Below are 13,691 nucleotides of genomic sequence, written 5' to 3'. Positions count from 1 at the left end.
ATAATTACCAAGTACATAATCACAATGAAATCAGAGAAAAAAACAAACCTAGAGGAAGTAGCTCAGAAAATTGTAGCTGCGGTAGTGAGTGAAAATACCTCTAAAAAAGCTGCTAAAGCTATCCATAAAGCATCCTTAAAATTGGCAAAGAAGATTGCTAAAATCAAAAAGAAGGAGGTCAAAGTTCAAGAAGAAGAAGCAAAAGCTGCTGCTAAAAAAGCCCTGAAAGAAGCTGAGAAAGCAACAAAGACCACAGAAAAAGCAAACTCCAAAGTAAAAAAAGACAAAGAGGATTCAAAACCTAAAAAAGAGAAAAAAAACAGTGAAACTAAGGTCAAAGCTTTAGTGACTGAGTAGTTCTTATTTGATTGTGGATAATCTCACAATGCCTTATTGCTAGTTAGTTAACAAATACTAAACATTTTCATGAAAGCTGTTTTATAAGCAGCTTTTTTTATTGAATGCTTCTCAAAGTTTTTTGAAGTAGGGATGAAAGTCCTTGGAGCGAAATATGTCTTAAGAATCTAGTAGGCGTCAAAAGCAAAGAGTCATTCCCAGGTTGGAAATGACTCTTTGCACAAAATGACTTTTATGGGTAAAATTAGATAACTTTCACGTTAACGGCATTTAAACCTTTTTTTCCATTTTCAACGTCAAAAGACACATTGTCGTTTTCACGAATATCTTCACTAAGACCAGTGACGTGAACGAAAATGTCCTGACCACCATTTGATGGTGTAATAAAACCAAATCCTTTGGTGTCATTAAAAAACTTTACTGTACCTTCTTGCATTATGCTTTCTTTAAAATATTAGGTTCTAAAGGTAGGAGTATTAATTGGTAATACCTAATTATATTTTAAAATAATACTTCTAATGCAGCAAATAGTGCTTAAAAGGCCGATGATTTGAAAAAAATGTTCTGTAATTTTCGAGATGGGCTAAGATAAAAAGCGAGAAAGAGGGTTTATATCAGCAAAAATCTTATATTTGTTGATATTTTAAAAAAAATTAAAAACTCCACTCCCTATGAAAAAAAATCTTTATATCTGCTGCTTTCTGTGGCTTATGTGTGTGACAAATGGCCTTGCCCAGGACAATTATGCCTTTACTGAAGGGCTAGTAGTGGGGCCATGTCATCAATATGGACGAGAAGCGATATACACTGACCAAGTTACGTATCAAATTATTCAAAAAACCTTTGTAACTCCTGCCGAGGGGAAAACCGCCTTGACTGATGCCAAAGGACAAGAACTTAAATGGCAAAAAGTGGTGGCAGATACTTCAAAAAGATTTAGAAGCTCCGCAATGAGCAATGGTTATCTTTATCTGACTTACAACTCCCCCAAAGAAAAAGTAGCATTGCTGCATGTAGCCGGACAAGCAGGGTTGTATCTCAATGGCGTACCACGCGGAGGTGATGCCAATCGCTATGGATATATGTATAGTCCTGTAAAACTCAAAAAAGGACTCAACGAAATCTTAGTCCGTGTAGGCATGGGCGGGCGCTTCCAAGGGGTAACGGCTGAATTGATTTTCCCTGAAAAAAATATCCTTTTGAGTACGCCTGATATTACGCTGCCTTATATAGTATTGCAAGAAAAAACGCAGCCGCTTTTGGGAGGGATTGTGTTATTTAATCTTACCGACAAAGCGGTCTCTAACCTCCAAATCAAGGCTAACATTCAGGGCAAGGAGGTAATTACTAATGTACCTGCTATTACCGCTTTCAATTCCCGCAAGGTAGGTTTTCAGATGGACGCAAGTGCTGTTTCTCAAAAAGGAGAAATTGCCTGTGAGCTTACGTTGATACAAAATGGCAAAAACGTAGATCAAAAAACAATCACGCTGCAAGCCGTAAACAACAGTGAGCATTATAGTGGGACTTTTGTGAGTGCTATCGATGGAAGTGTACAGTACTATGGGGTTGCTCCACAAAAAGGCGGACATACCGATACTGCTTCTTTGTTTTTGTCGGTACATGGGGCGGGAGTAGAGGCAATTGGCCAAGCTAGAGCTTACAAACCCAAAGATTGGGGGACTTTGATTGCACCTACCAACCGCCGCCCGAGGGGATTCAATTGGGAAGATTGGGGGCGTTTGGATGCGTTGGAAGTACTCGAAATTGGTAAAAACAAATTCAAACCTCATCCCCAAAAGATATACCTCACAGGACACTCGATGGGGGGGCATGGAACCTGGTATTTGGGCGCAACTTATCCCGGCAAATGGGCGGGTATTGCCCCTTGTGCGGGCTATCCTACCTTGATGGGCTATGGTTCTGCCGACGGTAAAATCCCCGAAAATAGTACCAACAAAATAGAACAAATGTTGCTCCGTGCTAGCAATCAAAGTAATGTGATGGAGCTAGCCCGTAATTATAAAGCAAGTGGGGTGTATATTTTACATGGGGATGCCGACCGTACTGTATCGGTCGAATACGCCCGCACGATGCGAAATACGCTCGGTGCTTTTCACAATGATTTCTCTTATTATGAATACCCCAACGGGTCGCATTGGTACGGAGACCATAGCGTAGACTGGGATCCTTTGTTTGATTTCTTTAAGTGGCATCGCAGCCCTAAGGTGGAGGATTTGGATGTGATAGATTTTACTACCGCAAATCCCGCGATTTCTTCAAATTATCATTGGGCAGGTATTGAGCAGCAGCAAAAACCGCTCAATTATAGCCGTATCCAAGCCAAACGCAATGTCGTCAATAAGAGTATTGTGGTAACTACCGAAAACGTTCAGACGTTTATGATACTTCCCGGTGCGTTTCCCAAAGGAACGGCATTTAAACTAAGTTTGGATGGTACCGAAGTATGCAGCAGTTGTGTATTAGGAGACACCCCTCTGTACTTTACCAAAACAGAAAAATGGGCTTCTTCTGAAAAACCGTCCCTTACGCATAAAGGCTCACATCGTAATGGTACATTCAAAGCGGCTTTCAACCATCGAATGGTGTTTGTGTACGGAACTACGGGCACCAAAGAAGAAAACGAATGGGCCTACAACAAGGCGCGTTATGATGCCGAGACGTGGTATTATCGTGGCAATGGTGCGGTAGATGTTGTTTCGGATAAAGAATTTTCGGCATCGGCCTATGCCGACCGTGGGGTAGTAATCTTTGGAAATGCAACTACCAACAGCACTTGGGCGTCTTTACTAAGTCAAAGCCCTATTCAAGTACAAAGAGGTAGTATCAAGGTAGGAACCGAAACACTCACAGGAGATAACATAGGGGCGTATTTTACCTATCCTCGTCCTGATAGCCCTGTGGCTTCGGTGGCCGTAATTACCGGCTCTGGGTTGGCGGGTATGTTGGCCACCGAATCAAATCAATACTTTACGGGTGGAAGTGGGTTCCCTGACTATTTTATATTCGGAACCGGTATGTTAAAAGAAGGAACAGCTGGCGTAAAGATGGCTGGATTTTTTAATAACAATTGGCAATTGGATCAAGCAGATATTGTAAAAGCGCAGTGAAAATGCCTGTTTGAAATAAAATAGACAGGAGTTAACTAGCCTAACAGACTTAAGATTTATAGTCAAAAGCTAGTTAGCTTTAACTTCTCCCAAGTCCCTTGTTGTTGAGAGATTCACTCTACAAATGTTTGACTTCTCCGAAGCTACAAGACATTCCTGCCTCGGAGAGGCATAAAGTTTGTAGCAAATAAGTCCGAAAAAAAGCAAAGGACTTCGGAGAAGTCAAATATTGGGGTATTCTAGTAGCCTTTCTTGCAAAAAATCCAATCTTTCATGCCACTTATATTAGTGGGCATGAGACTCATTGCCTTTTTGGCAACATGTTGGTAGTTTGTCATGAGCCGTTTGATTGCATTGTAGATTGTCGGCATCATAGCCAGTATCCGTAATCACTTTACGAATAGTTGCTTCATTCGTTTTTTTAGGATTATATCTCACTGTCACTATTTTATCATCCAAATTGAGAATAGCCTCAAACACACCTTTACTCAAGGTTAGGTTTTTCTCAATACGTTCTTTGCAATCATCACATACTGCCGATGTTTTGATTTTTACTTCTTTCTCTTTACCAGGCTTGTTGGCAACGGTGCTAAATACCACTCCGAGTATTAAGGCAAAAATGAATGTCAATTGTTTCATTGTGTTGAATGGTTTGTTGGTTAATAAATAAAAAGTGTTGATTATTAAAGTTTGGAATTTTAGACTTTTTAAGTTTTTAATCTGTTGACTTTCAGATTTTTATAGACCTAAACTTGGAAAGTCTATTTTTGCTCAATTACTTAAAGTTTTGAGTTAATCTTTTACTTTGATACGGATACCTGCATAAATAACCCGCCCTACCACAGGACCCCAAGTTTGTCCTGCATCAAAATACTTGCCAAAAGGGTCTTGTGCATTGATGATAGGGGTAGGTTGTCGAAAATTGGCTAGGTTTTCTCCTCCCAAATACACCTCAAACTTCTTGAAAGCGCGAGAAGCTTGCGCGTTGATGTTCATAAATGATTGTGAAAACAAAGTAGGCATACTAGGCTTACCATCAAGGGTAGCTTCCAGTGATTGGAGAGGATTCGTGATACGAGCTTTGCCGTTCCATTGTACTGTCAGGTCCAGTTTCCATTTATCATAGGGAAGCGCATAACCGATATTGAACAGCACTCGGTCACGCGGAACCATCATCCGTTGTTGGAGGGTGCCATGCCCAAAAGGCTGTCCCATTGTTTGCCATACATCAAAGAGGCGATAGGCAAGTTTGACTTCCGTACGTTTGGAGAGTAGGGTGTTAAGTTCAATCTGAAAACTGTTTGAATAGGACTTCCCTTGTAAGTTATAAAAATACAAATACGAAGCTTGGCGAGTAGCATAATCTGTATCTGCAATGAGTTGATTTTGGAAATCTGTTCGGTAATAATCTATCACCAAATCCCAGTGTTTTTCAAACCAATGGAAGGTTTGGGTGAGGCTGATACCATAGTTCCATGAAACTTCAGGCTGAATGCGACTGCCCCAGAAGCTCACCTTGCGCCCACTTACTAAATATCCATAATATTCGGCAAAAGCATTGGGGGTACGTTGACCACGTCCTGCCGACAACCGCAATGTGGTGTGTTCGAGAGGTTGCCAACGCAAATGCAAGCGCGGTGTTACAAACGCTCCGAACAAATTGTGATAATCAGCGCGTAGTCCCGCTACTAGGGTGAGCTTATCAAGGTGATTGTAAGTGTATTCAAAAAAGGCACCCGGTACCGATTCGGTTCGTGTCATTAGGCTGTCTTTATAAGTTTCATGGTAATCATCAAGCAGATAACTAACCCCCGTTTTAAATTGATGATTGGTATTGTCAATGATAGATTGATAAATCAAATTCCCGTACAAGGTTCGTTGACGACCATCATAGTTAGCCAAACCAAAATACGAATCTGTATTGTGCATTGAGGCATTCAGCACTAATCCTAGCCCTTTGTAAGGTTTGTCTTGATAAAGCTTAGCGGTTTTTGAAAAAAGCTCAATGCGGTTAGTTTGATTACCGAATCCATACAATTTGGTGGTTCCTCGATGTTCGGAAGGATTAAAGCCTGTCTGTCCTCCAACACGATTTTCGGTCAAAGCTTTGATGCCAAACTGAGCCATAATTTTATCGCTTTTGTATTGCCAACGATTTACGCCGTTGAACTGCGTATAAAGTGGCAAATCCATAAATCCATCGCCGTTGTTGTCAACGCGGTTTTGGAGGGTGCTAGCGTGGGTCAAAAAGCCCGTTGACCATTTGTCAGAGAGTTTTTGATTAAGATTGAAATTGATTTCTCCCCTTCCTAAATGGTTAACATAGGCATTGAAATAGAGTTTTTCGCGGGCGTCAGGTTTTACAAGTTCCACATTTATAGCACCCGTTAGACTTTCATAGCCGTTTACGACAGAGCCTGCACCTTTGGCCACATCAATCGACTGAATCCACGTACCGGGAATGTAATTAAGCCCAAAAGTAGAAGCTAAGCCCCGAATCGTTGGGACATTTTCGACGTTGGTTTGAACGTACTGCCCTCCCAATCCCAAAAACTGAATTTGTTTGGCACCCGTTACAGCATCGCTATAGCTGACCGAAACAGAGGCGTTGGTTTCAAAACTCTCCGACAAATTACAACACGCGGCTTTGGCAAGGGCTTTGGTGGTGATGATTTCGGTATGTATAGGATTCAAACGGTCTATTTGAGAAGAGGAACCCCGTACGACTACTTCGCCGAGTTGTCCTTCGGCTTTCATCACAATCTCAAAATTGCTTTCTGATGATACTTTTAGAGTGTCTGTTTTGAAGCCAATATAACTTATCACCAAACGGTTGGATTTGGCCGAACGTGGAATATCAAATTTTCCTAAACTATCAGTGGCCGTTCCTAAAGAAGTCTCGGTCCAAAAGACATTGACGCCTACTAAAGGGGATTTTATACCTGCTTCAGTGCGCTCATATACCGTTCCTGTCACGCGCTGCGCTAGGAGCAAAAAAGGTCCAGTAAAAAAAACAAATATCAACAATAATGTTTTCATGGCTGTACATATCTAGTTCATAATCAGTAAAATAGCTCCTATGGAAACCATGATTGAATTTTCGATAATGGTAACTGTACTCATTGGTAGATTGAATACAGCGCCCAAACACGCACACCGAATCTTACGTTTGTCTAAGACACTTTTGACCACTCCCAGCGCTCCAAAGCCCATGATAGCAATGTCGGCAATATAGGTGAGTTGAGGCTGAAAATGTACCAAACACGCAATACCTAGCCCTAATTCAATAAAGGGATAAGCCAAGGCATAAAAACGTGAACGGGCTGCCAGCAGATCATACATCGCAAAACTATCTGCAAAGTCTTTGAGATTGAGTAGTTTAAAGAAGCTAAATAACAAAAAGAAGCCCGTCATGAAATTGTGTAAGAAGGTATTCAGGCCAAAAGAATCAAGCGTAAAGATATGATTGTCGAAAGCCGTGAGAAAAGCTACCAAAGCGATAAACGACGCAATCAAAAAAAGAGGATAGTAAGTAGTCCAGACGGAAGGGGCAGCTTCTTCCACGACAGGAGTTTGAACTACTGAAGTAGGAGCATTGGGTGCTTGCGTGAGTGGAAAGCTACGTTCGATTTGGTATTTTGAATGGGGTTTTAAAGCTGTTTTTAGCTCAGTAATGGGAATTTTACGGTCTGACTCAATCGTTGTTTCTCCCGTTTTAAGGTCAATATCCACGTTTTGTACACCTTCTATTCCCGCCAACACGGTTTTTACTTTATATTCACAGGCTTCGCAAGTCATGCCTGATACTTGGTATTTATTTTTGATTAATGTTTCCATTGCATGAGTTGTTTTTGTTCGATACAAAGGTATCGGTGAGCTAAGTCAAAACGCTTATACAATTTCGGATGGTTTTTATATGTTTTTTGAAACCAAATCCAACGACCGACGTTGATTCACTGCCGACTGCTTGTATTGACTAGGAGTGAGGCCCGTCACTTTCTTAAACTGAGTCGATAGATGCGCCACGCTACTGTATTGGAGAGTATCGGCGATTTGGCTTAGGCTGTGCTCGTCGTACATGAGTAGTTCTTTGACCCGCTCAATTTTTTGGCGAATGATGTACTGTTCAATCGTTATTCCTTCTTGGGATGAAAACAGACTACTCAATCCACTGTAGTCCCGGTGGAGGGCTTCTGAAATATAATCTGAGTAATTGATTTTGGGAGATACAATCGACTGATGATGAATGAGTTCGAGGAGTAGTGTTTTGATTTTTTCTACGGTACGGCTCGCTTTATCGTCGAGTATCTCAAAGCCAAAGGAGTGTAGAGTTTCGTTTAAGCTTTTGAGTTGGCTAGACGAAAGGGAGGAACTTGTTTCGATCTCGCCGAGTGCTACGCGGGTGACTTGTGCGCCTGCTTTCTCAAAAGCGGTTTTGACCACGTGCTTACAGCGGTCGCAGACCATGTTTTTTATATGAAATAAAGTGGACATTGCTTAGTCATTTTATTGAGATAGATAAACACCGAAAGGCCCTAAGTGCAACTTAGGTATACCTCTGAATGCTATTTCTAAATCAAAAATGACTGCACGAACACGAGCAAACTTCGGCCGTGGAAAATAGAGGAGAAGGAAGAGGATAGAGCAGAACTAGCCGAGGGAAATAGCAATTCGGCAAGGGCTTGAAATACCGCCACAAGCGCGCCAATGACGGCATCGGTCGCAACTTGGAGGAATTTGGCTATCCATTGTATAAGTGAAGAGGAGACTTCTACATTTTCGTAGCTTCGGACTTCCTCACAACAATCTTGCTTTTGAATCGCTGCTTGGGCAGATATTGCTGCTTTCCTTGAACTGTGTTGACAAGAATCGCTAGGATGCTGATTGATAGCGGCCAAATGCAAAGACTTTCCGCGCATCATGCAGTGATGCTCAATGACACCAAAACCTGTACTAGCCGTAAGGAGTACGAGGGCCATGAAAATGGTGAAATATTTGCGAAAAGTGTGCTTCATGTTTACAAAACTCCAAAAAAATCAGGAATGTTCCAAGTTTTTGAATGAACCCCCAAAAATATAAAGCAAAAAAAAGCGAGACTTGCGCCTCGCTTTTTCCAAATTATTTTACTTTTTCGACAACCGCCTTAAATGCCTCAGGGTGATTCATTGCAAGGTCGGCAAGCACTTTACGGTTCAATTCGATACCAGCTGCGTGTACTTTGCCCATCAATGCCGAATAAGACAATCCTTCTTGGCGAGCAGCAGCGTTGATACGTTGAATCCACAATGCGCGGAAATTTCTTTTCTTTTGTTTACGGCCAGTATATGCGTAAGCGAGACCACGCTCAACGGCATTTTTTGCTACTGTCCAAACATTCTTACGACGGCCATAATAACCTTTGGCCAATTTTAAGATTTTTTTGCGGCGAGCCCGCGAAGCTACGTGATTTACTGAACGTGGCATAGTTTTGTTAGTTTTTTGACAGTTGGTGGCATTGAAGCACTTGTATTACCAACAATCGGGTGAAACAATGTAACCTGTGCTTGCGCACTGTTGTTAGTAGTTATGAGTTAGTGGCTATCGGTCGTAAGACTCAAATAACGATTAACAAACAACTTAGATTTTGAGCATCAATTTGATGCGGTCCATATTCGTATCGTCAACTACTGTAAAGCCAACGAGGTTGCGCTTACGTTTAGTTGATTTTTTGGTAAGAATATGGCTGTGAAAAGCGTGTTTACGCTTGATTTTACCAGTGCCAGTCATTTTAAAACGCTTTTTGGCACCTGAATTGGTTTTAACCTTTGGCATGATACTGAACTTTTAAGTAATTGAAAAAGTAAAAAATTTGGGGTGCAAAGATAGGGTTTTTTTACACAAAATCCTAAACTATAATAGTTTTACCTGCGCACCTTTGGTATAATTAAATCCCTAACGTCAAGGTTGCTTGGTCTTTTTTGAAAATATAAGACTTCTTTTGGCCTTGGTAGTTGAGATTGACGAGGTTGATTTGGTCGTCGAAGAGGTCGTGCATGATGGAGTTTTGAATTGCAAAACCCGAAATAGATTCTTGGGTTGGAACCTCCACATATATCCAAGTGGCATCTGCTTCCTGTTCTTTGCCTAGGTAGTTATAGTTTTTCTTCTGCTTGTTAGCGGTCAAAAGTGCAAAGTGCTTGCGGATATACTTTTCGATGAAAGGGTCATTTTTGTCGTTGTTGATGACCACAAATTTTTGCCCACCGTTGTCTTTTGAAAGGGCTTTTTCGAGGTCGTCCGTAAATACCCTAATACTCACTTCAAACGATTTTTCTTTGGCGTTATAATCCACCCGTGCAATACTCGTATGAAAATCATGAGCGTGAAAAGCAAATAAACTCAATAAAACGAAAAATACCCCTCCAAGTTTGGAGAGGTTTGAAGGGGTATTTTTCAAATTTAAGACTAACAGACGCATTATTAAAAATCGTTAACGGAAGAGTTTGAAAATATCGTTGCCAAAGGCAAATACCATCAATCCCAACAAAATCACCATACCTACTTTTTGGGCACCTTCCAAAAAACTATCGGAAGGCTTGTGGCCTGTCACCATTTCATAAATCAACAATACCGAATGACCACCGTCAAGGGCTGGAATTGGTAAAATATTCATAAAAGCCAATACCATCGAAAGCAAGCCCGTAAGAAACCAGAACCGACTCCAGTCCCAAATGCCTCCAAACATCTGTGCAATACCAATAGGGCCGCTCAATGCTTTAGAAGCCGATACTTCGCCACGGAAGATTTTCCCAAATCCGCGAATATTGTCGGTTACTACGCTAAAGGCACGCTTGGTACCTACTGCTACCGACTCGCCCAATGAGTAGTCTATGTGAGTGACTTTGAGGTCTTTGTCGGCAACAAATCCGATAGTACCTTCGGGGGTAACATCTACGGGCAAAGTCAAGGTCTGACCCGCACGTTCTACGGTCAAGGTAGCCTTTTTGCCTTTGTTTTGGCTCAATGCTTCCTGAATATGATGATAAAAAACAATAGGAGTTTCATTTACTTTGACAATCTTGTCGCCCTTCTTCAGTCCGGCTTTTTGAGCTGGCATCGCAGGAACGAGCTCTCCTACTTTAAACGGAAAAATAGGGTCAATAAACTCACCTGCATTTTTCTTATCGCTGATTTTTTCAATAAAATTATTGGGCACGTATATGTCCAGGCGTTGACCGTTGCGCTCTACCGTGTAGTAGCTGTTGGTTTCGAGAAACACTTTGCGAACTTCGGCAAAATCGTCGAAAGGCTTCCCGTTGATAGCCACGATTTTGTCACCAGTACGAAGCCCCATTTCTTTGCCAAGTGAGTGCGCCACGATTCCATATTTGTTGACATCTTTGGTAGCAAAATAGTCGTATCCTTCTGAATAAGTAATAGCTATAAAGATAATGACGCCCGTGATGACATTGACAATGATTCCCCCAAGCATTACGATGAGGCGTTGCCAAGCGGGTTTGGCACGAAACTCCCAAGGCTGCGGTTCTGCGCTTAGGTTTTTGGTATCGAGCGATTCGTCCACCATGCCAGAGATTTTCACAAATCCCCCTAGTGGTATGGCTCCTACGCCATATTCAGTTTCTCCTTTTTGGATAGACCAGATTTTGGGTGGAAAACCAATAAAATATTTTTCGACTCTCATTCCAAACATCTTAGCGGTGATGAGGTGTCCCCATTCATGTAATCCTACTAAAATCGACAGCCCTAAAATCAACTGTCCTACCATTACTAAAATTTCCATTCTGCGTTTTTATGTGTTTATTAAATTCTTTGTTGGTTACTATTTAGCTAATATCTTCAAAAACAGTTCGTAAATCAATCTCTAATCCTTCTAACACATCGCCGCCATTGATAATTCCAAACGGCATTTTGGAAGGATTGGTATCATCAGCCCTAAAAATCATACATGTTTTTTGGCTGGGGTCGATGAGCCACCCAAGTTTGCAGCCATTGACGAGCCATTCTTGCATCTTACGGATGTGTTCGTCCCAAGTATCTGATTCTGAAATAACCTCTATTACAAAATCAGGGCATATTGGGGCAAATTTCTTACGTAGTTCACTCGGTATTTGCTCCCACCGTTTGCGACTAACCCATGCTACATCAGGCGATTTAATCGAGCTATCGGGTAAGATAAAACCTGTTGAAGAAGGAAATACAACTCCAGATTTTTGTTGACGATTCCAAAGTTTTATTTCAACGAATATTTCACCGTCATTGTGGCCTCCAATACTTCCAGTGGGCGACATAAATATAATTTGTCCATTTTTATCCCGCTCAAAATTCATCCCATTGCCACGATTAGCCTCACAAAAAGCGAAAAACTCTTCGTCGTTTAGGGTATCCATTTGGGGGATGTGAAGGACTTGTGGCATGCTAATTATTGAATCAATTTGAGATCAAACACAAACTCCGGTAAAATATCTTCCCCGCTCAATTGTTGGTCAAATGACTCCACTACGGCTAGCTCTTTTTGGGGACGATAGATATATACTTTTTCTTCCAAACGGTCGATGAGCCATCCCAATTGACAGCCATTGGCGATGTATTCGGCCATTTTTTCTTGTAAATATTTTAAAGAATCGGTTTTAGAACGTACTTCTACAACAAAATCAGGGCAAATCGGCGCGAATTTTTCTTTTTCTTCGTCAGAGAGTACTTCCCAGCGGTGTTTTTGAATCCAAGCCGCATCGGGTGACCTAACGGCGTCGTTGGGCATCAAAAATCCAGTCGATGAATCAAAGCAATAGCCTAATTGGCTCAGTTTGTTCCAAAAATAAATTTCTCCTAATACAGTAGAACTAGTGTTGCCAGTAGAAGAACCAGTAGGTGACATAAATATAATATTGCGATTGCTATCTCGTTCAAAATCAAGGGTGTCGTTCATCTGACAAAAAGTAAAAAACTCATCGTCAGTCATTAAGTCTCCCATTTTTATCAATACTGGCGTTTGCATCATTGTATTAGGAATGTACGTTGACCCATTCTTCGGCTACTTTGCGTGTCTCGGCGTCGGTTTCAATGTAATCGTCGAGGGTTGGCTTCTCAATAAACGTTACCTTTTGCATACAAGTTTCGATAAGGTCCGACATTTCGAGGAAGCCTACTTCGTCGCGTAAAAAAGCGGCCACGGCGATTTCGTTGGCGGCGTTGACGATACAGGCCATGTTGCCGCCGCACTCGAGCGCATCAAAGGCAAATTGCAAGTTACGAAAAGTTTTTAAATCAGGTTGCTCAAAAGTCAACGAAGGATATTGCATAAAATCGAACCTTGGGAAGTCGGCTTTGAGGCGATGCGGGTAAGTCAGGGCAAACTGAATCGGCAATCGCATATCGGGCAGGCCCATTTGCGCTTTGATGCTTCCGTCTTCAAACTGCACCATCGAATGAATAATGCTTTGAGGATGTACCACTACCTCAATCTGCTCGGCCTTGAGTCCAAAAAGCCATTTGGCTTCGATTACTTCCAGCCCTTTGTTCATAAGGGAAGCCGAATCGATGGTGATTTTTGCACCCATGCTCCAGTTGGGATGCTTGAGGGCTTGGGCTTTGGTGACGTGCAGAAGCTCATCGCGGGTTTTTCCACGGAAAGGTCCCCCGGAAGCTGTCAAGAGGATTTTCTCAATCGGATTGTGAAATTCTCCCACAATACACTGAAAAATAGCCGAATGCTCCGAGTCAACGGGATAAATACTTACGCCTTTTTGGTGAGCCAAGGCCGTCACCAATTCGCCCGCTACCACGAGTGTTTCTTTGTTGGCAAGGGCAATCTGCTTGCCAGCTTCGATGGCCTTGACGGTCGGAATCAGACCCGAATACCCCACCATAGAAGTCAAAACGGTGTCGATACTATCCATCTGCACTACATCAGCAATGGCCTTATCTCCTGCATAGACTTGGATACCAAGCGGGTCGAGGGCATCAAACACTTTATCATACAGACTTTCGTTGGCAATCACGACTACATGGGGGCGAAACTGCGCGGCCTGTTGGATGAGCAGATCGGCGTTGTTTTGGGCGGTGAGTATTTCTACCGCAAAAGAATCGGGGTTGGCAGCGACTACGTCGAGGGCTTGGGTTCCAATCGAGCCTGTCGAGCCAAGAATGGCTAAATGTTTTTGAGGAAACTTCATGCAATGAGCGGCTAATCAAAAGCAAAATTAC

General features: G+C 42.0%; 15 protein-coding genes. 2 read left to right on the top strand and 13 right to left on the bottom strand.

What is annotated here, in order from left to right:
* The first annotated feature begins 24 nt into the window (after positions 1–24).
* Positions 25–357 (top strand): hypothetical protein, encoded by a 333-nt coding sequence (locus G563_RS36290; RefSeq protein ID WP_051211301.1) that lies wholly within the window; start codon positions 25–27, stop codon positions 355–357.
* Between the two features lie 244 nt (positions 358–601).
* On the opposite strand, the gene G563_RS0130365 is transcribed toward G563_RS36290, so the two are convergent.
* Entirely contained in the window at positions 602–793 is a 192-nt protein-coding gene (locus tag G563_RS0130365; RefSeq protein WP_028668652.1) for a cold-shock protein, read from the bottom strand.
* A gap of 235 nt (positions 794–1,028) precedes the next feature.
* On the opposite strand from G563_RS0130365, the gene G563_RS0130360 reads away from it, so the two are divergent.
* Complete coding sequence (locus G563_RS0130360; protein ID WP_028668651.1) at positions 1,029–3,488, top strand: alpha/beta hydrolase-fold protein; 2,460 nt, start codon at positions 1,029–1,031, stop codon at positions 3,486–3,488.
* 285 nt (positions 3,489–3,773) lie between these two features.
* On the opposite strand, the gene G563_RS0130355 is transcribed toward G563_RS0130360, so the two are convergent.
* The 12 genes from G563_RS0130355 to G563_RS0130300 form a co-directional block, all read right to left on the bottom strand.
* The gene (locus G563_RS0130355; protein WP_028668650.1) at positions 3,774–4,127 is read right to left on the bottom strand and encodes a heavy-metal-associated domain-containing protein; all 354 of its coding nucleotides are present in this window, start codon (positions 4,125–4,127) and stop codon (positions 3,774–3,776) included.
* A gap of 153 nt (positions 4,128–4,280) precedes the next feature.
* Positions 4,281–6,527: a TonB-dependent receptor gene (locus tag G563_RS0130350; protein ID WP_028668649.1), complete on the bottom strand. Its 2,247-nt coding sequence runs from the start codon at positions 6,525–6,527 to the stop codon at positions 4,281–4,283.
* A 12-nt stretch (positions 6,528–6,539) separates the two neighbouring features.
* Positions 6,540–7,325 (bottom strand): heavy-metal-associated domain-containing protein, encoded by a 786-nt coding sequence (locus tag G563_RS0130345; RefSeq protein WP_084651015.1) that lies wholly within the window; start codon positions 7,323–7,325, stop codon positions 6,540–6,542.
* Positions 7,326–7,400: 75 nt separating this feature from the next.
* Positions 7,401–7,982 carry a helix-turn-helix domain-containing protein gene (locus G563_RS0130340; RefSeq protein WP_028668647.1) on the bottom strand — a complete coding sequence of 194 codons (582 nt, stop codon included), beginning with the start codon at positions 7,980–7,982 and terminating at the stop codon, positions 7,401–7,403.
* Positions 7,983–8,059: 77 nt separating this feature from the next.
* The gene (locus tag G563_RS0130335; protein WP_028668646.1) at positions 8,060–8,503 is read right to left on the bottom strand and encodes an HYC_CC_PP family protein; all 444 of its coding nucleotides are present in this window, start codon (positions 8,501–8,503) and stop codon (positions 8,060–8,062) included.
* 103 nt (positions 8,504–8,606) lie between these two features.
* Positions 8,607–8,951: a 50S ribosomal protein L20 gene (gene rplT / locus G563_RS0130330; protein WP_028668645.1), complete on the bottom strand. Its 345-nt coding sequence runs from the start codon at positions 8,949–8,951 to the stop codon at positions 8,607–8,609.
* 153 nt (positions 8,952–9,104) lie between these two features.
* Positions 9,105–9,299, bottom strand: coding sequence for a 50S ribosomal protein L35 (gene rpmI, locus G563_RS0130325; protein ID WP_028668644.1), 195 nt, complete (start codon positions 9,297–9,299; stop codon positions 9,105–9,107).
* A 112-nt stretch (positions 9,300–9,411) separates the two neighbouring features.
* Positions 9,412–9,924 carry a DUF6702 family protein gene (locus tag G563_RS36285; RefSeq protein ID WP_028668643.1) on the bottom strand — a complete coding sequence of 171 codons (513 nt, stop codon included), beginning with the start codon at positions 9,922–9,924 and terminating at the stop codon, positions 9,412–9,414.
* A 33-nt stretch (positions 9,925–9,957) separates the two neighbouring features.
* A complete protein-coding gene (rseP, locus tag G563_RS0130315; RefSeq protein WP_028668642.1) occupies positions 9,958–11,268 on the bottom strand; it encodes an RIP metalloprotease RseP in 1,311 nt (436 codons plus the stop codon).
* A gap of 43 nt (positions 11,269–11,311) precedes the next feature.
* The gene (locus G563_RS0130310; RefSeq protein WP_037328597.1) at positions 11,312–11,902 is read right to left on the bottom strand and encodes a Uma2 family endonuclease; all 591 of its coding nucleotides are present in this window, start codon (positions 11,900–11,902) and stop codon (positions 11,312–11,314) included.
* A gap of 5 nt (positions 11,903–11,907) precedes the next feature.
* Positions 11,908–12,486: a Uma2 family endonuclease gene (locus G563_RS0130305; protein WP_229598589.1), complete on the bottom strand. Its 579-nt coding sequence runs from the start codon at positions 12,484–12,486 to the stop codon at positions 11,908–11,910.
* A gap of 4 nt (positions 12,487–12,490) precedes the next feature.
* Complete coding sequence (locus G563_RS0130300) at positions 12,491–13,660, bottom strand: 1-deoxy-D-xylulose-5-phosphate reductoisomerase (RefSeq protein WP_028668639.1); 1,170 nt, start codon at positions 13,658–13,660, stop codon at positions 12,491–12,493.
* Positions 13,661–13,691 lie beyond the last annotated feature (31 nt).

The organism is Runella zeae DSM 19591 (assembly GCF_000423565.1).
GTDB classification, from domain to species: domain Bacteria; phylum Bacteroidota; class Bacteroidia; order Cytophagales; family Spirosomataceae; genus Runella; species Runella zeae.
This window is presented reverse-complemented; position numbering and strand designations above follow the sequence as displayed.